At 57.7% G+C, this 17,455-nt stretch carries 22 protein-coding genes; 9 read left to right on the top strand and 13 right to left on the bottom strand.

The features are described 5' to 3' along the window. Positions 1-56 precede the first annotated feature (56 nt). The 3 genes from AC1DWM_RS25780 to AC1DWM_RS25770 all read left to right on the top strand — a co-directional run bounded on the left by AC1DWM_RS25780 (position 57) and on the right by AC1DWM_RS25770 (position 1,903). Positions 57-602 (top strand): gamma carbonic anhydrase family protein, encoded by a 546-nt coding sequence (locus tag AC1DWM_RS25780; protein WP_223520540.1) that lies wholly within the window; start codon positions 57-59, stop codon positions 600-602. A 29-nt stretch (positions 603-631) separates the two neighbouring features. Continuing rightward, a complete protein-coding gene (locus AC1DWM_RS25775; RefSeq protein WP_223520538.1) occupies positions 632-1,282 on the top strand; it encodes an HAD family hydrolase in 651 nt (216 codons plus the stop codon). Positions 1,283-1,444: 162 nt separating this feature from the next. Further along, complete coding sequence (locus AC1DWM_RS25770) at positions 1,445-1,903, top strand: REP-associated tyrosine transposase (RefSeq protein ID WP_223520536.1); 459 nt, start codon at positions 1,445-1,447, stop codon at positions 1,901-1,903. 92 nt (positions 1,904-1,995) lie between these two features. On the opposite strand, the gene AC1DWM_RS25765 is transcribed toward AC1DWM_RS25770, so the two are convergent. After that, positions 1,996-3,087 carry an aminopeptidase gene (locus AC1DWM_RS25765; RefSeq protein WP_477796491.1) on the bottom strand — a complete coding sequence of 364 codons (1,092 nt, stop codon included), beginning with the start codon at positions 3,085-3,087 and terminating at the stop codon, positions 1,996-1,998. A gap of 59 nt (positions 3,088-3,146) precedes the next feature. Here AC1DWM_RS25765 and AC1DWM_RS25760 point away from each other — a divergent pair, with 59 nt between their 5' ends. Both AC1DWM_RS25760 and AC1DWM_RS25755 read left to right on the top strand, forming a co-directional pair. Further along, positions 3,147-3,569 (top strand): PA0061/PA0062 family lipoprotein, encoded by a 423-nt coding sequence (locus tag AC1DWM_RS25760; protein ID WP_223520532.1) that lies wholly within the window; start codon positions 3,147-3,149, stop codon positions 3,567-3,569. Positions 3,570-3,610: 41 nt separating this feature from the next. Beyond that, a complete protein-coding gene (locus tag AC1DWM_RS25755) occupies positions 3,611-4,039 on the top strand; it encodes a PA0061/PA0062 family lipoprotein (protein WP_452628848.1) in 429 nt (142 codons plus the stop codon). Between the two features lie 6 nt (positions 4,040-4,045). On the opposite strand, the gene AC1DWM_RS25750 is transcribed toward AC1DWM_RS25755, so the two are convergent. Both AC1DWM_RS25750 and AC1DWM_RS25745 read right to left on the bottom strand, forming a co-directional pair. Beyond that, positions 4,046-4,279: a DUF1161 domain-containing protein gene (locus AC1DWM_RS25750; protein ID WP_223521133.1), complete on the bottom strand. Its 234-nt coding sequence runs from the start codon at positions 4,277-4,279 to the stop codon at positions 4,046-4,048. A gap of 157 nt (positions 4,280-4,436) precedes the next feature. Continuing rightward, complete coding sequence (locus tag AC1DWM_RS25745; protein ID WP_223521131.1) at positions 4,437-4,868, bottom strand: OsmC family protein; 432 nt, start codon at positions 4,866-4,868, stop codon at positions 4,437-4,439. 237 nt (positions 4,869-5,105) lie between these two features. On the opposite strand from AC1DWM_RS25745, the gene AC1DWM_RS25740 reads away from it, so the two are divergent. Further along, positions 5,106-6,107 (top strand): LLM class flavin-dependent oxidoreductase, encoded by a 1,002-nt coding sequence (locus AC1DWM_RS25740; protein ID WP_477796490.1) that lies wholly within the window; start codon positions 5,106-5,108, stop codon positions 6,105-6,107. 65 nt (positions 6,108-6,172) lie between these two features. Here the strand turns inward: AC1DWM_RS25740 and AC1DWM_RS25735 are convergent, their stop codons facing one another. Both AC1DWM_RS25735 and AC1DWM_RS25730 read right to left on the bottom strand, forming a co-directional pair. Further along, positions 6,173-6,394, bottom strand: coding sequence for a DUF1161 domain-containing protein (locus AC1DWM_RS25735; RefSeq protein ID WP_477796489.1), 222 nt, complete (start codon positions 6,392-6,394; stop codon positions 6,173-6,175). Between the two features lie 122 nt (positions 6,395-6,516). Next, complete coding sequence (locus AC1DWM_RS25730) at positions 6,517-6,732, bottom strand: dodecin (protein ID WP_007947897.1); 216 nt, start codon at positions 6,730-6,732, stop codon at positions 6,517-6,519. 155 nt (positions 6,733-6,887) lie between these two features. Between AC1DWM_RS25730 and AC1DWM_RS25725 the strand changes: the two genes are divergently transcribed. After that, positions 6,888-7,214: an ElaB/YgaM/YqjD family protein gene (locus AC1DWM_RS25725; RefSeq protein ID WP_223521125.1), complete on the top strand. Its 327-nt coding sequence runs from the start codon at positions 6,888-6,890 to the stop codon at positions 7,212-7,214. Here the strand turns inward: AC1DWM_RS25725 and AC1DWM_RS25720 are convergent. Then, a complete protein-coding gene (locus tag AC1DWM_RS25720) occupies positions 7,211-8,104 on the bottom strand; it encodes a LysR family transcriptional regulator (protein WP_223521123.1) in 894 nt (297 codons plus the stop codon). The two genes, AC1DWM_RS25725 and AC1DWM_RS25720, sit on opposite strands and share 4 nt — an antisense overlap. A 124-nt stretch (positions 8,105-8,228) precedes the next feature. Here AC1DWM_RS25720 and trpB point away from each other — a divergent pair, with 124 nt between their 5' ends. Next, on the top strand, positions 8,229-9,464 hold the full coding sequence (gene trpB, locus AC1DWM_RS25715; protein ID WP_223521121.1) for a tryptophan synthase subunit beta: 1,236 nt from the start codon (positions 8,229-8,231) through the stop codon (positions 9,462-9,464). Further along, positions 9,464-10,276, top strand: a complete 813-nt coding sequence (gene trpA / locus AC1DWM_RS25710) for a tryptophan synthase subunit alpha (RefSeq protein WP_223521119.1) — start codon at positions 9,464-9,466, stop codon at positions 10,274-10,276. The genes trpB and trpA overlap by 1 nt, the downstream gene beginning before the upstream one ends. Before the next feature lie 95 nt (positions 10,277-10,371). Here the strand turns inward: trpA and AC1DWM_RS25705 are convergent, their stop codons facing one another. From AC1DWM_RS25705 to AC1DWM_RS25675, 7 genes are all read right to left on the bottom strand, one after another. Next, positions 10,372-12,333, bottom strand: coding sequence for a DUF7844 domain-containing protein (locus AC1DWM_RS25705; protein ID WP_477796488.1), 1,962 nt, complete (start codon positions 12,331-12,333; stop codon positions 10,372-10,374). After that, on the bottom strand, positions 12,330-12,650 hold the full coding sequence (locus AC1DWM_RS25700; protein WP_223521115.1) for a DUF2388 domain-containing protein: 321 nt from the start codon (positions 12,648-12,650) through the stop codon (positions 12,330-12,332). The genes AC1DWM_RS25705 and AC1DWM_RS25700 overlap by 4 nt, the downstream gene beginning before the upstream one ends. Positions 12,651-12,677: 27 nt before the next feature. Then, positions 12,678-12,995, bottom strand: a complete 318-nt coding sequence (locus AC1DWM_RS25695) for a DUF2388 domain-containing protein (RefSeq protein ID WP_223521113.1) — start codon at positions 12,993-12,995, stop codon at positions 12,678-12,680. A gap of 107 nt (positions 12,996-13,102) precedes the next feature. Further along, positions 13,103-13,420 carry a DUF2388 domain-containing protein gene (locus AC1DWM_RS25690; protein WP_223521111.1) on the bottom strand — a complete coding sequence of 106 codons (318 nt, stop codon included), beginning with the start codon at positions 13,418-13,420 and terminating at the stop codon, positions 13,103-13,105. A 535-nt stretch (positions 13,421-13,955) separates the two neighbouring features. Next, on the bottom strand, positions 13,956-14,171 hold the full coding sequence (locus tag AC1DWM_RS25685; protein WP_007902752.1) for a DUF1127 domain-containing protein: 216 nt from the start codon (positions 14,169-14,171) through the stop codon (positions 13,956-13,958). Positions 14,172-14,490: 319 nt separating this feature from the next. Then, on the bottom strand, positions 14,491-15,984 hold the full coding sequence (locus AC1DWM_RS25680) for an acetyl-CoA hydrolase/transferase family protein (protein WP_477796487.1): 1,494 nt from the start codon (positions 15,982-15,984) through the stop codon (positions 14,491-14,493). A 213-nt stretch (positions 15,985-16,197) separates the two neighbouring features. Continuing rightward, the coding region (locus AC1DWM_RS25675) for an NAD(P)(+) transhydrogenase (Re/Si-specific) subunit beta (protein ID WP_477796486.1) at positions 16,198-17,455 on the bottom strand (1,258 nt) is incomplete at its 5' end.

Here is a 17,455-nt window from a genome sequence, read left to right as displayed (position 1 = left end):
ATCTTAATTACAATCGACGCTCACCGCAGCTATCAGCAACAGAGAGAAACCCTATCGTGACCCTTCGCAAGTATCAGAACCACACGCCGCTGCTGGGCAAAGGCGCTTTTGTCGACGGCTCGGCGGTGGTGATCGGCGACGTCGAAATCGGCGAAGACAGCTCTGTCTGGCCGCTGACGGTCATCCGCGGTGACATGCAGCGCATCCGCATCGGTGCGCGCACCAGTGTTCAGGATGGCTGCGTGCTGCACATCACCCATGCCGGCCCGTTCAACCCCGATGGCTTTCCGTTGCTGATCGGCGACGATGTGACCATTGCGCATAAAGTCATGCTTCACGGTTGCAGCGTGGGCAGCCGGGTTCTGATTGGCATGGGCTGCATCGTCATGGACGGTGCGGTGGTCGAGGATGAGGTGATTATCGGCGCTGGCAGTCTGGTGCCACCGGGCAAACGCCTGGAAAGCGGCTTCCTCTATGTGGGCAGCCCGGTGAAACAGATCCGCCCGCTGACTGACAAGGAAAAGGCCTTTTTCACCTACAGCGCGGCGAATTACGTGAAACTCAAGGATCTGCATCTGGCGGAAGGTTACGACCAGCTCTGACTCCGTCCCGTTATTGCCCAGGAATAGTCATGCATTACCAAACCGTTTTATTCGACCTCGATGGCACGTTGACCGACCCGCGCGAGGGCATCACGCGTTCGATCCAGTTCGCCCTGAGCAAACTGGGCATCGATGAACCCGACCTGACCAGGCTGGAACACTTCATCGGCCCGCCGCTGTTGCAGGCGTTCATGCAGTTTTACGACTTCGATGAGCCCAAGGCCTGGGAAGCGGTGAATTTTTATCGCGAACGCTTCAAGGTCACCGGTCTGTACGAGAATCGTGTGTTCGACGGCGTCACGCCGCTGTTGGAAACCCTGAGTGGCCAAGGGCGGCAGTTGTACATCGCGACGTCCAAGCCATGGGTTTTCGCCCGGGAAATCGCCCGGCATTTTGACTTCGCCAAACACTTCAAAGTGATTTACGGCAGTGAGCTGGATGGCACGCGTACAAATAAGGTCGAGTTGATTGCACATCTGATGGCTGAAGAAGGTCTCGATCCTGCCAACACCCTGATGATCGGTGATCGTAAGCATGACCTGATCGGTGCGCGCAGTAATGGGCTGGACTCGGTGGCGGTGGGTTATGGATTTGGCAGCCACGAAGAGCTGAGCGCAGAAGCGCCGACCTATCACTTTGAAACGCTGGATGAGATGCACCAGGCGTTTTTGCAGCGCTAGTTAAATCGCTATCGCGGGCAAGCCTTGCTCCTACAGGGTATGCGGTAGGAGCAAGGCTTGCCCGCGATGGCGTTCCTCCAGACACATCCTGAGTAACTGTTGCGACTCAAATTTCGCTCCATGATCTAGCCTCAAAAGAAGATAGATCAAGGAGGATCATCAATGCCAAGCCAGCACCATGCTCATCGCTTACGTTTCGGACGTTACTCGCAGGAGGGGCAAATCTACTTGCTGACAGCCGTCGTCCGAAACCGTCAGCCTGTTCTCTCCAGTTTTCAAACGGGTCGATTAGTAGTCGATGCATTTAAAAAAGCCGAGCAAGAGCAATTTGCCAACTCGTTGGCCTGGGTTGTCATGCCCGATCATTTCCATTGGCTTATTGAACTTCAAAACATTCCCTTGTCGACCCTGATGGCCCGCACGAAATCACGCACAACAGTCACATTGAACCGGACACTTCAGAGAGAAGGCCCGATTTGGCAGCCGGGATTCCATGATCGTGCCATTCGCAAAGAAGAAGATCTGCAGGCAGTAGCACGATACATCGTCGCCAATCCACTGCGAGCGGGGTTGGTCGAGAGGGTTGGGGATTATCCGCTGTGGGACGCTATTTGGTTGTGAACCTGGCGGACGTCATCGCGGGCAAGCCTTGCTCCTACAGGATATGCGTCAATCCTACTGTAGGAGCAAGGCTTGCCCGCGATGAGGCCCGCTCAACCAGCGGAATTTTTCGATTCTGCCAAGGCTTTCATCGCCGCCTTGCGCTCTCCAACCGGCAATGCCCCCAGCTTCTCGGCCGYCGCATAAAACCTCACCCAATCCCCACCCTCTTGCCTGAATAACGCGGTAAACGCCGGCACCCATTGGTCATACAACCCAAACGGCAACAGCCGGGCATTGTTCATCGGCGCATTGATCCAGGCGTCATAGCGTCTGTCCCCAGCCCATTGGCTATCGCGTAAATGCCGGTATTCGCTGCGCAGCCGCTCGAACTCGGCGGCCTTGCGCTGGCGCATTTGATCCGCCGGCAATGGCAGGGCGTAAAGCTTTTCAAGGCGCGTGCGAGTGTCCAGCACCAGTTGAGTGAATTGATCTCGTCGCTGTGCCTGTGCGCCGTTGTCCGGCGCCAAGCTGCGGGATGCACGCCATTGGCGCGTGCCTTCCTGTTCGACGAAGGTGGCGAAAGACTCGTTGAACTCAGTGTCGTCCTTTACATAAATACGTTGATGCGCCAACTCATGGAAAATCAGCGTCGCCAGCCGTTCGTCGCCCCAGCCCATCATCGAACTGATGATCGGATCGTTGAACCAGCCGAGTGTTGAATAGGCCTCGACGCCGCCAATCGACACGTCCATTCCTTGCAGGCGCTGCACGGCTGCCTCGCCGCGGGCGGCGCTCTGGCTGTAGTAACCGCGATAGGCGACGCAACCAGCGATCGGGAAGCAATGATTCTGCGGCGTCAGGGAAAACTCCGGCGTGACGAAGACGTTCCAGACTACGTACGGCCGGCCAATGTCGGCATACAGCCGGTAACTTTGATTGTCTGGCAGGTGCAGATGCTCGCTGGCGAATGTCCGGGCTTTTTGTGACTGCGCCAGATGCGCGCGCAGTTTCTGATCGCGGGAGGGATCGGCAACCACCTCGGACACCGGCTCACGAGCCTGCAGGAGTTGCAGTTGGCCATTGGCCAACTGGCCGTAATAGCTGAGGCTGGCGCAACCGTTGAGTAACAAAAGCAACACACCCGGAAACAAAACGCGGAAAACGCGATCAAGTAACCCAAGGCTTGGAAACGGCCTGATCAAAATAAAATCATCCCTGGAAAGTCTGCCGCAAGACTATCCCGCCTGACCGGAGCTGCGCTATGCACAAGTTGATGCTGACGGGGGCCCTGTTGATGCTGACGGGCTGTGCTGGATTTGGACTGCCCTTCCATGACCCGTCGCAAGCGTGGATCGACCTGGACTCTCGGCAGGAAGACACGACGCTGCAGGCGTTGGAAGTCGACGATAAAGCCGCTAACGACAAACGCTATTTTCAGGTGCCGCCGGGCAGTCATGAGCTGACGGTGCGTTATCAGTTCCCGGTCCAGCCGACCAATATCGGCCCGGATGCCGAGACGCTGTGGCGTGACTGTCAGTTAAACGTGAAATACAACGAATTCAACGCCGGTGAGCGCTATCAGCTGCAAGCGGGGAATATCGGCTTTCGGCCGTGGGCAAAACTCTATAACCAACAACGAAAAGTGATTGGCCAAGGCACACCGGCAGGCTGTCAAGGCACCTGATCAGCGTTATGCTGAATGACCAAATCATTGGGACATTCATCATGCGCAGGTTGATGCTGTTGCTAGCCGCCAGTGCAGTTGCTGGCTGTCAGAGCCCGTTGCCGCCGGTTGATCCGCAGATGGCCTGGGTCGATTTTTCTGTACCATTCCCTAACGACACGTTGTTGATGGCTGAGCGACTGGACAATCAGCGGTTGAACGACGGACGTTTTTTCCAGGTCATGCCTGGCAGGCACGTGCTGCTCGTCCGATTCGATTTTCAAGTTCCCGGTGGGGGTGGGGGTGGGGACATGGGGATGATGGGCGGTCCATCGGAACGGTTGTGCTACCTGACCATCAAGTACGATCATTTCGAAGCCGGCCAGCGTTATTTGCTGGTCGGGCAGTCCATAGCGTTTATCCCCGGCGCCCGGTTGTACAACGCCAAACGCGAAATCGTCGCTGAAGACAGCGAGTCCTATTGCCTGTGAGGCGAATCAGCGGTCATTTTTCTGATAGATGATTTTCTTGGTGCCGTTTTCGCATGAGCCTACGACCATGTTCTGATCGTGGACTTCGTCATTGGTGACGATTTCCAGGGTGTAGGACGAAACCCTTTGGGCCTGGATCTTGGCTTCGATCTCGGCCTTGAGTTCTTCACAGGGTTTCGGTGCTGCGAGGGCCGATGTGGCCAATGCGCAACAGATAACCGCCAAGGTAAAACGTTTCATGGTTGAAGCTCCTTTGAGGCAGCGCGCAGGGTAATACGCTTTCACTGCTGTCATTTATTCGACCACAATTTGGCTGGTCAGGTTTTGTCCGGGCGCAAAAAAAGACCGCTGCCTGCTTCAGACTGCGATCTTTTCCAGGTGACTGCAAACGCTGTGATCAGCTGAGCAATGTCGCATCCAGACTGATTTTCGCATTCAACACTTTGGAAACCGGGCAGCCTTCTTTGGCTTTGTTGCTCAATTCCACAAACTGCGCCTGAGTTGCCCCTGGGATTTTCGCCTTGAGGGTCAACTTCACGGCCGTGATCGCAAAACCACTGTCCACCTGATCCAGGGTGACTTCGGCATGGGTATCGATGCTGTCAGCCTTGAGACCGGCATCGCCAAGAATCATTGAAAATGCCATGGAGAAGCACCCCGCATGGGCGGCGCCGATCAGCTCTTCCGGATTGGTGCCTTTGCCGCCCTCGAAACGCGCTTTGAAGCCGTAAGGTGCTTCTCTGAGCACGCCGGTTTCAGTGGAGATCGAGCCAATGCCGGTTTTCAGGTCACCTTCCCAATGAGCCGATGCTTTCTTCGTAATAGCCATATCTGCCTCCTCAAGATCCGGCGCTAAGCGCCTTCGTGGTTTTCGGTTACAGGGTTCTGAGGATAGCCGCTGGTGCAAAGTTCACCTGATCTCATTAGTCCTACTGTTTTCGTAGGTTTTTTTGGCTTGGCTATTGAATCTCGGGTATATGCCCTCATTGCATGAAGCACGCTTATGGATTCGGCAGGTTTTCGTTTGCAAGAAAAAACCTGCGACCTCAATTGGAGAAGCAGGTTTATGAAACGACTGTCCGACATCAAGTTCTCGACCCTTGATCTGGTGCCTGTGCGCGAGAACGGCAGCGCAGCTCAGTCGCTGCGCAATTCCCTGGACCTGGCGCAGCACGTCGAAAAATTCGGCTACAACCGCTTCTGGGTCGCCGAGCACCACAACATGGACGGCATCGCCAGCTCGGCGACTTCCGTGTTGCTTGGCTATCTGGCAGGCGGTACCTCGACCATTCGGGTCGGTTCAGGTGGCGTGATGCTGCCTAACCACGCGCCGCTGGTAATCGCCGAGCAGTTCGGCACCCTGGAAAGTCTGTACCCGGGGCGTATCGACCTGGGCTTGGGCCGCGCGCCCGGTTCTGATCAAATGACTGCCCGCGCGCTGCGTCGTGAACGTTCCGGCAGTGCCGACGACTTCCCGGAAGACGTGGCCGAATTGATGCGCTACCTCGGTCCACGCACCCCGGACCAGCGAATCATCGCCATGCCGGGCACCGGCACCAACGTCCCGGTCTGGTTGCTGGGCTCCAGTCTGTTCAGTGCGCAACTGGCCGGTGAGCGTGGTTTGCCCTACGCCTTCGCCTCCCATTTCGCACCGCGTTTCATGCATGAGGCGATTCGCGTTTACCGCAATCACTTCAAGCCTTCAGCGGTATTGGATAAGCCCTACGTGATGCTCGGTGTGCCGCTGGTGGCTGCTGATACAGACGAGCAGGCTGATTATCTGGCGACGTCGGTCTATCAGCGGATTCTCGCGCTGATGCGTGGGCAAAGTCTGGTTCAGCGTCCGCCGGTGAAAACCATGGACGGGTTGTGGCTGCCGCATGAGCGGGAAGCGGTCAGTGATTTCCTTGGGTTGGCGATGGTGGGTAGCCCGCAGAAAATCCGCGCCAAACTGGACGTGCTGGTCGAGCAGACTCAGGCCGACGAACTGATTTTTACCTGCGACCTGTACGAACATTCGGATCGTCTGCACTCCTATGAACTGTTGGCGCAGGTCATGAAGGGCTGAGGTTTAAAGCGCTTACAAAAAAGCCGACGCATTGCGTCGGCTTTTTCATTTAAAGCGCGATCAGTCTACTTCTTGTAGACGATGACCTTGGTTCCAAATTCGCATTTACCGACAACTTTCCCGCCTGCCTCGGCACCTTTATCGACTATTTCCAGTACATAACCGGCAACGCCCTTAGCATCGAGTTTCGCAGCGATTTCGGCTTTCAGCTCTTCGCACGACTTGGCGCTAGCAAACGCAGTACCCGCAAGGCTCAACAAACCAATCGCCAAAATAAACTTCATCATCGGTCGCATTCCCTGGTCGGATCAAAAGGGGCATCCAGCCAACTGCTGGATGCACACATGTAGCGCTTTGCCTTTCCAGATGGCCCTCGGCCAGCGCGCAATTTCAAAAGACTAGCTCAAACTCAGCTGCTGGCAATCCGGAATCCGACTTTGAGCGTCACCTGAAAATGTGCCGCCTTGCCGTCCTTGATGTGCCCGCGGGTTTCGGTCACTTCAAACCATTCCATGAGCTTGAGACTTTTGCTGGCTTCAGCCAGCGCATTATTGATGGCGTCTTCAATGCTACTGGTGGACGAGCCGACCAGTTCGACTTTTTTGTAGGTGTGATGGTCAGTCATGGCGTTCTCCTCAGGGTGTGAATTACAGACTAGCAGTGATTTTTGGTCTTACTTGCGTCGGCCAATCAGAAAGGGATATGCAGATTTACTGCACTTTCTCCAACCCCTGAAGTCCCAATCAACACACGCAACTCAATCAATGCAGGAGAGCCACCATGGCCAACACTTCATTACGTAAAGCCTCATTGCAAAGCATGGAAGCCGAGATCGAGAGTCTGCTGAAATCGTTGGAAAGCCTGAAAGACGATGCTTCGGACGAGTCGCGTAGAACTCTGAAAGCCTTAAAAGCCAATGCCGAAAGTGCGCTGAAACATTCGCGTCATCTGCTCAGCGATGCGTACGAAGAAGTCAAAGTCAAAACCCGTGAAACCGGCATCGCCACTCGGGACTACGCCCAGGAACATCCTTGGACGACAGCCGGTGTTGCCGTGGGTGCGTTGGGTCTTCTCGCGGCCTATCTGTTGTGCAAACGCGGGGATTAATCCGCTGGGTGCAGTTCATTCTTGAGCCACTGCGCCAGTTGCCGAGCCCGCCCGTCCGCGGCACGCTTGGGTAACCACAACGCCAGTTGCGCCGGGGTTTCACTGAAACCCCATGGCGCAACCAGGCGACCGGCCTTCACGTCTTCGGTCACCAGCGGCTCCGGTGCAATCGCCACCCCGAGGCCAGCCACCGCAGCTTCCAGCAAGTAATACAAATGCTCAAAACCCTGACCGTACTTCAACGCCTTGGCGTCGAGGCCGCTTTGCTGTGCCCAACTCGGCCACGCCTGGGGTCGTGAGGTGGTGTGTAGCAATGGCTCCTTCAGCAGCGCCATGGCCGGTGCGCCTTGCAACCTTTCGTAGCCGGCGAATCGCGGGCTCATGACCGGGCCGATCCGCTCGCTGGTCAACTCATAGACTTGCATGTCCGCAGGCCATGGCGGCTCTGCAAACACCAGCAATGCATCGAGTCCTGGACGACGCGGATCGAGATCGCCTTCTCCGGCTGACAGGTGCAGACGCAAGTCAGGCAGGTCCGCATTCAGTCGTCCCAGGCGTGGAATAAACCAGCGCGCGAGCAGACTTCCCGAGCAACCGAGTACGAAGGGCGCATTGGCGGTGCTTTGCGTCAGCTCTGCACACACCGTGCGTAACCGTTCGAACGCTTCGCCGCTGGCATCACGCAAGCGAATGCCGGCATCTGTGAGTTTAAGGCCGCGACCGTCCTTGATGAACAGGCTGACGCCGAGGTGTTCTTCGAGCACCTTGAGCTGCCGGCTGACCGCGCCATGGGTGACGTGCAGCTGTTCGGCGGCCTGACTGACGCTGTTCAGTCGGGCAGTCGCTTCGAAGGCACGAAGCGCGTTCAGCGGGGGAAGGTCGTGACTCATGGGATCTGTGAGTTTTCCTGACAGGTTGTGGCGATCTTATCGGTTTTCAGTGCGGGGCGTCAGGGGTAGAGTTAAGCCCACTCTCTACAAAAGCATCATCCCACCCATTCAACCGGAGCGACCCATGACTCAGACTAATCTGCGCAACGGCCCCGACGCCAACGGCCTGTTTGGCGCGTTCGGCGGCCGCTACGTCGCCGAAACCCTGATGCCGTTGATCCTCGACCTGGCCCGCGAATACGAAGCGGCCAAGGCAGATCCGGCGTTCAAAGAAGAATTGGCTTACTTCCAGCGTGACTACGTCGGACGTCCAAGCCCGCTGTATTACGCCGAACGCCTGACCGAGTTCTGCGGCGGCGCGAAGATTTATCTCAAGCGCGAAGAGCTGAACCACACAGGCGCGCACAAGATCAACAACTGCATCGGCCAGATCCTGCTGGCACGGCGCATGGGCAAGAAACGCATCATCGCCGAAACCGGCGCGGGCATGCACGGCGTGGCGACTGCCACCGTGGCGGCGCGTTTCGGTCTCGACTGCGTGATCTACATGGGCACCACCGACATTGAGCGTCAGCAAGCCAACGTGTTCCGCATGAAGCTGCTGGGTGCTGAAGTGATCCCGGTCGTGGCCGGCACCGGTACCCTGAAAGATGCGATGAACGAAGCGCTGCGTGACTGGGTGACCAACGTCGACAGCACCTTCTATCTGATCGGCACTGTGGCCGGTCCGCACCCTTATCCAGCGATGGTTCGCGACTTCCAGGCGGTTATCGGCAAGGAAACTCGCGATCAATTGCAAGCTCAGGAAGGCCGTCTGCCGGACAGCCTGGTGGCATGCATCGGTGGCGGTTCCAACGCCATGGGCCTGTTCCACCCGTTCCTCGATGACAAGAGTGTCGAGATCATTGGCGTTGAAGCGGCCGGTTACGGTATCGAAACTGGCAAGCACGCAGCCAGCCTGAACGGTGGCGTACCGGGCGTGCTGCACGGTAACCGTACGTTCCTGTTGCAGGACGACGATGGCCAGATCATCGACGCCCACTCGATTTCCGCCGGCCTCGACTATCCAGGCATCGGTCCGGAACACGCTTGGTTGCATGACATCGGTCGCGTTCAGTACACCTCGGTAACCGACGACGAAGCCCTCGACGCGTTCCACAAATGCTGCCGTCTGGAGGGGATTATTCCTGCACTGGAAAGCGCCCACGCCCTGGCCGAAGTGTTTAAACGCGCGCCGACCCTGCCGAAAGATCACCTGATGGTGGTCAACCTGTCCGGCCGTGGCGACAAAGACATGCAAACCGTGATGCACCACATGGAACACTCCCAACAAGAGCAATCCAAGCAGGAGAAACACTGATGAGCCGCCTGCAAACGCGCTTTGCCGAACTCAAGGAACAGAATCGCGCCGCCCTGGTGACCTTCGTCACTGCTGGCGACCCGAGCTATGACACTTCCCTGGCGATCCTTAAAGGCTTGCCCGCGGCTGGCGCCGACGTGATCGAGTTGGGCATGCCCTTCACTGATCCGATGGCCGATGGTCCGGCGATCCAGCTGGCCAACATTCGCGCTTTGGGCGCCAAACAGAACCTGGCGAAAACCCTGCAAATGGTTCGCGAGTTCCGTGAAGGCAACAGCGAGACTCCGCTGGTACTGATGGGTTATTTCAACCCGATCCACATGTACGGCGTGCCGCGCTTCATCGCCGACGCCAAAGAGGCCGGCGTTGATGGTCTGATCGTGGTCGACTTGCCCCCGGAACATAACGGCGAGTTGTGCGACCCGGCTCAGGCAGCGGGCCTGGATTTCATCCGCCTGACCACCCCGACCACCGATGACGTGCGTCTTCCGACCGTCCTGAACGGCAGCTCCGGTTTTGTTTACTACGTGTCGGTTGCTGGTGTGACCGGCGCAGGGGCGGCGACTCTGGAACACGTTGAAGAGGCGGTTGCCCGTCTGCGTCGCCACACTGATTTGCCGATCAGCATCGGTTTCGGCATTCGTACTCCGGAGCAGGCGGCTTCCATTGCTCGTCTGGCTGATGGTGTTGTTGTGGGGTCGGCGTTGATCGATCACATCGCCAACGCTTCGACACCGGATCAGGCGATTGATGGCGTACTGAGCCTTTGCGCGGCGCTGGCAGAAGGCGTGCGCCAAGCGCGAGTCAGCTGAAGTTCAAGTTCCTGATACAGAGGAATTAGAGCCTCGCGGCACAGACTAAACAGCAAGACCGAGGGCTTCAGAACTGTGTTCTGAAGCCCTTTTTTCTACGGCAGTTCCAACCCGCCTGCTGCTTTGTGCAGCTTTCTCAGATGTTCGCCAACCTGCTTCAGGTTGGCTTCATTGGCGGCCATTTCGGCAGCACGGCCGGGTTCGAGCAGCGCTCGCACTTCCTTGTCCAGATCCCCTGTCAGCGCCAGCAACTGCTTTTGGCGCTGGCTGCTCTCCGACTCCAGGCGTTGCCACTCACTGGGTTGGGGCAATCCATAACCACCGCTGCCGAGCAGTTCAGCCGGACGGCTAAGGTAGCCGCTGTTGGCGAGAATCTGTTGCAAGGTCGCATCGGCCTTGTCCATGCCACCGTTTTCCAGGTTCCGAGCGCCAAGGTAGCGCTGCTTGACTTCGTCCTGGGCCAGCAGCATTTGTTGGCGGAAGGCTGCCTGCTCCAACAGCAGCAATGCGGCACTGGCGCGCAGGTCTGCCTGCTCGAACCATTGCCGGCGCTCTACCGCTTTCAATGCCAGCCAGTCTTCGACTTTGTCCTGCTTGATTGGCACGCGCTTTTTCAGCACGTCGAACATGGCCTGATAACGGTCGCGGAAGGAATCGAAGCGATAGCCCAGCCGGAGCGCTTCGCGTGGGTCGTCAAGCACACTGGTATCCGCCAGTCCGCGACCCTTGAGCACTTCCAGCAGGCCGTTCGGCATGATGTTATCCAGCCCGACCAGTTGCGCATGGTTGGTACTGCTACGCAGCAATTTCAGTTCTTCTACCGCACAGTTGTTCGATAGGAAAAAGTAGTTGCCGTCGTAACTCCAGTGCATCTCGGCGGCATGTTCCACGACACCTTCGATCTCGCTGTGCGACAGGTTCAGTGGCACCGAAGCCAGGCTGCGCAGTTCGGTCTTGGTGTACTCGTCGATGACCTGGGAGAGCGGTAGGACAAACAGGCGTGACGGGTATTTACCAATGAGTCCGCCCCAACTCGAAAGCTGCACGTCACCGACGAAGGCGCGGTAGGACAAGACCAGATGCTGGTCCAGATCGAGACGGCAGTCGGGGCCCCGTGGTCGCCCTGGCGCACAGATGACCAGCCGCAACATGCTGTGACCCCAGCGGCTGACCCAGTTCTGATTGGCTTCGGCCAGCAGATAGTCGATGGCGTAGACCCGTTCCGGATCGACCTGCCCGAGGGGTTGCTTGGCGAAGTCATTGCCGGCGTTGAGAAAGGCGACGGTTTTAGCGCAGGTGTTTTTGGTCGCCGGTGCCCAGCCAAAGTGTTCCTGGTAGTAGCGGTACAGCGCCGGGCGACGACAGGCGTAGCTCGGGTCGAGGAGGAAATACTCCATGTTGACTGCGACGAACTCTTTCGGACTGCTCGTTTCGTAAATGTCCGGGCTGCGGGCGATCTGTCGGTTGTGCTGTTCACGCTCGCCGCGACGGCCGACATATTGTGGCCAGCCGGCAAGGTCGAGCAGGCGCGGATCGTCGCTGAGGGTAAAGCGTCGATCAGTCTGGCCACGGCACTGATCGGGAATCCCCACCAGTCCCGAGCTACTGTTGCGCCGGGTACAGTGTTGAATCAGTTTGCGCTCATCGTCTGGCCACAGGCGCGAGCGATCATAGATGTGGGTCAGTTCGTGCAGCACCGTGGCGAGCATTTCGCGGCGGACAGTGCCATGAGGGCGATAGGTCTTCTTGCTCGCAGCACTGCCGTCGGTGAGGCTGGCGAGCAGGTTACGGTTCAAGTCGAGTTCGGACACCAGCGACGCCTGGCCGTAAGCATTGCTCGGCATGTCATCGGTCCAGCCGACATTGATGCGCCGGTCCAGTTGCTCGATGAACCGGGGCGGTAACGCCTGCATGGCTTCATCGAGCAGTGCCTGACTGGCTTGCTGTTGAGCTGGGCTAAGACCTTCAGTCTTGAGCTGTAATTGCAGGCTGGCGTGAGCCGTGCTGCCGAACAGCATCATGACCCCGGCCAGTAGCCAGGCGGCTGACGGCCTCACAGTGCGAGGATGGCTTCGGCGAGTACCTGATCACTGGCATCCCGGGCTTCCGGCACGCGAACGCGCAGGGTATTGAACGCTGCTTCGAGGCGCGCGCCGCGGATATCGCCATCACTGGCCACGAAACTCGCGGCGTCGTCCTGGGCTTCGCGGATGATCTTCGAGTCACGAATGGAGGTGGTGGTATCAGAGGTGAAATCAAGCGTGCGTTGGGTGGCACGAATGAGGACGTTACTGGTGGCAACCAGGGTATGGGCCTGGGCCACATCGGCCAACAACAGCAGGCCAAGGGTGGCAGCAATAAGCGGGCTACGCATGGAACGACTCCGAGGGAACAGGGATAACTATTGGACGAGAATTGCTTGTGCCAGTTCAAGGTCGCGTGCATGAAGTTTTGGCTGGGTATAGCGCAGATAAATCAGGGCGGATTCCAGCTGTGCTGCACGCAATTGGCCCTCGCTGGCAATGAATGCCGCTGCATCATCGTGAGCGACGAGCAGCAGTTTACGGTCGAAGGGTGCGCAGGTCACCAGACTGGCGCCGTAACCACTAGCCACAATGCCTTGAGTAGAAAGATTAAAGGCATCGAAGGCATGGGCCGAGCCGGACCAGCAGGCTACAAGAATGACCGGAGTGATCAACAGCAGTGAATGAAAACGCATGAAGCTCGATAGCTGGAAGCGGGCCTCAAGGCTAGCGCAACGTCCGGTCTAGAGCCAGTGCCGAAACACGGGGACACGTTGGGCGTGTCCCGCGTCAAGGCTATCGCTTAGATGGTCAGAATCGCCTGCGCCAGCTGTGCATCTGTTGCATTCAGTTGTGGAGCCTGGTGGCGAATGTGATCGAGGGCGCTTTCGAGTTTTACCCCGCGGATAGCCCCTTCGCTGGCAACGAAGCTGGCGGCATCATCACGGGCAGCCAGCACAATCTTGTCGTCCTTAAACGAAGAAGTGATGTTGGAAGTAGCATCTGACGTGGCTTTGAATGCTTTGACGACGGCATCGGTGGTCACGATAAAGCTGGTGGCGTGGGAATTGGCAGCCACGGCAAGCAGGGCTGCAACGCTGAGCAGACGAAGTCGGGACATGGGGTTACTCCTTTGGACAAAATCGATTGAGAGGTGGCGAGGCAACTGCTGGATGACGCCTGTCGTACAGCATTCGCCACGTTCTGGTTTTGATATTAGGCCTGCTTTGTTCTTTCGCACAGTCCGGCCTGTTCATCCAAAACGCTAGCACCAGACAGGTTTATCCATTTTGTTTTGGCAAGCGCATGGCTGATGCCCAGCTTTCAAAGTTGCTGAGAGTTGCGCTGATCCCGTAAACGCTGGGGTCTGGCCCGTTCCAGGCAGTTGAAGAGCGCTGTCCGGAAACCAAAGGACGTGGGGCTTCGATTTCAGCGGGATCATTCCTCTGTCATTGCAAAACAAGCACACACTGTTGGAATTGTACCTGTGAAAAGTTTACGTATCTAAAACTGTACCTGTACTCCGCGGGCATGGTCGTTTTTGGGAGAAAAACACGAAAACGACAAAGCCCGTCGTGGTTTCCCACGACGGGCTCTGTTTTTTCAATCTGGATTGCTGGCAGTGGACCCAATAGGTCAGGGCCAGCGACGCTAACTTAGCGCCAGAACGGCTTGCTCAGCTCTTCGTAACGCTGTGCTTCGCTAATCCCTGCGTCAGCCAGCAGACGCGAATCCAGGCGAGCCAGTTGGTGGCGGCTGGAGATGCGGCGCTGCCACAGCATCAGGTTGGCGATAACGCGCAGAGGCATGGAAGCCTGGGTTTTTGCAGCAGTGTCTTCGAAGAACAGCTCGGAACTGAGTGTACGTTCCATGATTGACATCCTTCCGCTTGTGGCGGGATTAGGTAGTGGTTTAACTGGTGCCCATGATCCTCTCGTTTGCCTAGTCTCTGTAGATACAGTTCACCTGTATTGTGAGGGACCAGTTAACTGTTAATAGGGGGTGTACTGGTCGAAATTGAAGCAACTGTACCTGTCTGCACCTTAATGAGGCGTTTTCCTTCGGTTGACTGAAAAAAGTAGGTTTCTTCGGTAGGAAATGACCGGTACAGCAGTACAGTTTTAAACATTTTTTTACCTGGCAACGGCAGACTGACGAAACTGTGTTTGCGTCAGCTGCCATCTGTACCAATTACACCTTGAGCATGCGCCCCGTTTCTTCCAGGTTTATGTGCCAGCTCAGCGCATCACGCAGGATATGCGGCGTATGCCCGCCAATCGCACAAGCAGCGGTGAAGTAGTCGTCCAGGGCCTGGCGATAGTCCGGGTGCACACAGTTGTCGATGACGACCCGCGCCCGTTCCCGGGGTGCCAGCCCGCGCAAGTCCGCCAGGCCGATCTCGGTGACGAGGATGTCGACGTCGTGCTCTGTGTGGTCGACGTGGCTAACCATCGGCACGACGCTGGAGATCGCTCCGCCCTTGGCAATCGATTTGGTGACGAAGACGGATAAATGCGCATTGCGCGCAAAGTCGCCCGAGCCGCCAATGCCGTTCATCATCCGTGTGCCGCAGACATGGGTGGAGTTGACGTTGCCATAGAGGTCAAACTCCAGCGCCGTGTTGATGCCGATAATGCCAAGTCGGCGCACCACCTCAGGGTGGTTGGAGATTTCCTGTGGGCGCAGGACCAATTTGTCCTTATAGCGTTCCAGGTTGCCAAACACATCGGCATTGCGACGGCTCGACAGCGTGATCGAACTGCCCGACGCAAAACTCAGCTTGCCGGCGTCAATCAGGTCGAATGTCGAATCCTGCAGCACCTCGGAGTACATGGTCAGGTCTTCGAACGGCGAATCAATCAGGCCACACATCACGGAGTTGGCAATGGTACCGATACCAGCCTGCAGTGGGCCGAGCTTGTTGGTCATGCGTCCGGCCGCCACTTCCTGCTTGAAGAAGTTGATCAGGTGGTCGGCAATCGCCTGGGTTTCGGTATCCGGTGGCAATACGGTGGACGGCGAGTCCGATTGATTGGTGATCACGATCGCGACGATCTTCTCCGGCGGGATCGGGATGGCGGTGCTGCCAATGCGGTCATCAACCTTCACCAGCGGAATCGGCGTACGGGTTGGACGGTATGTCGGGATATAAATGTCGTGCAGGCCTTCGAGATTCGGGTTGTGCGCCATGTTGATCTCGACGATCACGTGTTTGGCGAAGATCGCGAAGCTGGCCGAGTTGCCGACTGACGTGGTCGGCACGATATGGCCGTGCTCGGTGATCGCCACCGCTTCAATCACCGCGAGGTCCGGCAACTTGAGTTGCTGGTTGCGCAATTGCTCCACGGTTTCCGAGAGGTGCTGGTCGATGAACATCACCTCGCCCGCATTAATGGCTTTGCGCAGGGTGATGTCCACCTGGAATGGCATGCGTCGTGACAGTACGCCGGCTTCGGTGAGTTGTTTGTCGAGGTCGTTGCCCAGGCTGGCGCCGGTCATCAGGGTGATCTTCAGCGGCGAGACCTTCGCGCGCTCGGCCAGTGCCTGGGGGACGGCTTTGGCTTCGCCGGCGCGGGTGAAGCCACTCATGCCAACGGTCATGCCGTCCTCAATCAGAGCGGCGGCGTCGACGGCGCTCATCACTTTATCCAACAAGGAAGGCAGGCGAATACGGTCACGGTACATGGGATGTTATCTCGGGCAACGGGTAGCAGGACGTGCAGTCTAGTGAATTACACCGACTCCTGTCCCGCTACCAAGGTCGCAAATAAGGCGTCTATTCCGGGCCTTTCGAGCAAAACATCATTACCGGATCGGTAACAAAAGCGTAGTTTGTCTGACGATTTGCGCAAACAAAAACGCCCCGACGAGTCGGGGCGTTCTGTGTGCCGCTGAGGGTTACTCGACGGCTTTGACCATGTCTTCGATGACTTTCTTGGCGTCGCCGAACACCATCATGGTCTTGTCCAGGTAAAACAGTTCGTTGTCCAGGCCGGCATAGCCGCTGGCCATCGAACGCTTGTTGACGATGATGGTCTTGGCCTTGAACGCTTCCAGAATCGGCATGCCGGCAATCGGCGATTTCGGATCGTTCTTGGCGGCCGGGTTGACCACGTCGTTGGCGCCCAACACCAGCACCACGTCGGCCTGGCCGAACTCGGAGTTGATGTCGTCCATCTCGAACACCTGGTCGTAAGGCACTTCGGCCTCGGCCAGCAACACGTTCATGTGTCCCGGCATACGACCGGCCACCGGGTGGATCGCGTACTTCACGGTCACGCCGCGGTGGGTCAGCTTCTCGGTCAACTCTTTCAGCGCATGCTGCGCCCGTGCGACCGCCAGGCCGTAGCCTGGAACGATGATCACGGTGTCGGCGTTGGTCAGCAGGAAGGTCGCGTCGTCAGCCGAACCGGACTTCACCGGACGGGCTTCCTGGGCGCCTGCAGGACCGGCGGCGGCTGTGTTGCCGAAACCGCCAAGCAGTACGTTAAAGAAGGAGCGGTTCATCGCCTTGCACATGATGTACGAGAGGATCGCACCGGACGAACCCACCAGGGAGCCCGCAATGATCAGCATCGAGTTGTTCAGCGAGAAACCGATACCSGCCGCYGCCCAGCCGGAGTAGCTGTTGAGCATCGACACSACGACSGGCATGTCCGCGCCGCCGATCGGGATGATGATCAGCACRCCCATGATGAAGGCCAGGGCCAGCATCAARGCGAAGGCGCTGAGGTCGCCGGTCAGCATGAAGGTGATGCCCAGGCCCAGGGTAGCCACGCCCAGCAGCAGGTTCAGTTTGTGTTGACCGGTGAACTGTACCGGTGCGCCCTGGAACAGGCGGAACTTGTACTTGCCGGAGAGCTTGCCGAAAGCGATMACCGAACCGGAGAAGGTGATTGCACCGATCGCCGCACCGAGGAACAGTTCCAGACGGTTACCGGCCGGGATCGCGTCACCCAGTTGCTGGACGATGCCCAGGGATTGCGGCTCGACCACCGCTGCAATGGCGATGAACACCGCAGCCAGACCGATCATGCTGTGCATGAAGGCGACCAGCTCGGGCATCTTGGTCATTTCAACGCGTTTGGCCATGATCGAACCGACAGTGCCGCCGATCAGCAGGCCGACGATCACGTAGACGATACCGTCATGGGCC

The organism is Pseudomonas sp. P4_C8, from assembly GCF_056401975.1.
This window is presented reverse-complemented; position numbering and strand designations above follow the sequence as displayed.

What these genes read in the sequence shown, in the direction of transcription:
- AC1DWM_RS25695 (WP_223521113.1), bottom strand. Translation starts at nt 12,995, where the DNA reads ATGCGTTTTCATTCACTGCTGTTGATCACTCCGGTCATTCTTGTAGCC.
- AC1DWM_RS25775 (WP_223520538.1), top strand. Translation starts at nt 632, where the DNA reads ATGCATTACCAAACCGTTTTATTCGACCTCGATGGCACGTTGACCGAC.
- trpA (WP_223521119.1), top strand. Translation starts at nt 9,464, where the DNA reads ATGAGCCGCCTGCAAACGCGCTTTGCCGAACTCAAGGAACAGAATCGC.
- AC1DWM_RS25690 (WP_223521111.1), bottom strand. Translation starts at nt 13,420, where the DNA reads ATGTCCCGACTTCGTCTGCTCAGCGTTGCAGCCCTGCTTGCCGTGGCT.
- AC1DWM_RS25685 (WP_007902752.1), bottom strand. Translation starts at nt 14,171, where the DNA reads ATGGAACGTACACTCAGTTCCGAGCTGTTCTTCGAAGACACTGCTGCA.
- AC1DWM_RS25745 (WP_223521131.1), bottom strand. Translation starts at nt 4,868, where the DNA reads ATGGCTATTACGAAGAAAGCATCGGCTCATTGGGAAGGTGACCTGAAA.
- AC1DWM_RS25755 (WP_452628848.1), top strand. Translation starts at nt 3,611, where the DNA reads ATGCGCAGGTTGATGCTGTTGCTAGCCGCCAGTGCAGTTGCTGGCTGT.
- AC1DWM_RS25735 (WP_477796489.1), bottom strand. Translation starts at nt 6,394, where the DNA reads ATGATGAAGTTTATTTTGGCGATTGGTTTGTTGAGCCTTGCGGGTACT.
- AC1DWM_RS25680 (WP_477796487.1), bottom strand. Translation starts at nt 15,984, where the DNA reads ATGTACCGTGACCGTATTCGCCTGCCTTCCTTGTTGGATAAAGTGATG.
- AC1DWM_RS25760 (WP_223520532.1), top strand. Translation starts at nt 3,147, where the DNA reads ATGCACAAGTTGATGCTGACGGGGGCCCTGTTGATGCTGACGGGCTGT.
- AC1DWM_RS25720 (WP_223521123.1), bottom strand. Translation starts at nt 8,104, where the DNA reads ATGAGTCACGACCTTCCCCCGCTGAACGCGCTTCGTGCCTTCGAAGCG.
- AC1DWM_RS25770 (WP_223520536.1), top strand. Translation starts at nt 1,445, where the DNA reads ATGCCAAGCCAGCACCATGCTCATCGCTTACGTTTCGGACGTTACTCG.
- AC1DWM_RS25700 (WP_223521115.1), bottom strand. Translation starts at nt 12,650, where the DNA reads ATGCGTAGCCCGCTTATTGCTGCCACCCTTGGCCTGCTGTTGTTGGCC.
- AC1DWM_RS25730 (WP_007947897.1), bottom strand. Translation starts at nt 6,732, where the DNA reads ATGACTGACCATCACACCTACAAAAAAGTCGAACTGGTCGGCTCGTCC.
- AC1DWM_RS25740 (WP_477796490.1), top strand. Translation starts at nt 5,106, where the DNA reads ATGAAACGACTGTCCGACATCAAGTTCTCGACCCTTGATCTGGTGCCT.
- trpB (WP_223521121.1), top strand. Translation starts at nt 8,229, where the DNA reads ATGACTCAGACTAATCTGCGCAACGGCCCCGACGCCAACGGCCTGTTT.
- AC1DWM_RS25750 (WP_223521133.1), bottom strand. Translation starts at nt 4,279, where the DNA reads ATGAAACGTTTTACCTTGGCGGTTATCTGTTGCGCATTGGCCACATCG.
- AC1DWM_RS25725 (WP_223521125.1), top strand. Translation starts at nt 6,888, where the DNA reads ATGGCCAACACTTCATTACGTAAAGCCTCATTGCAAAGCATGGAAGCC.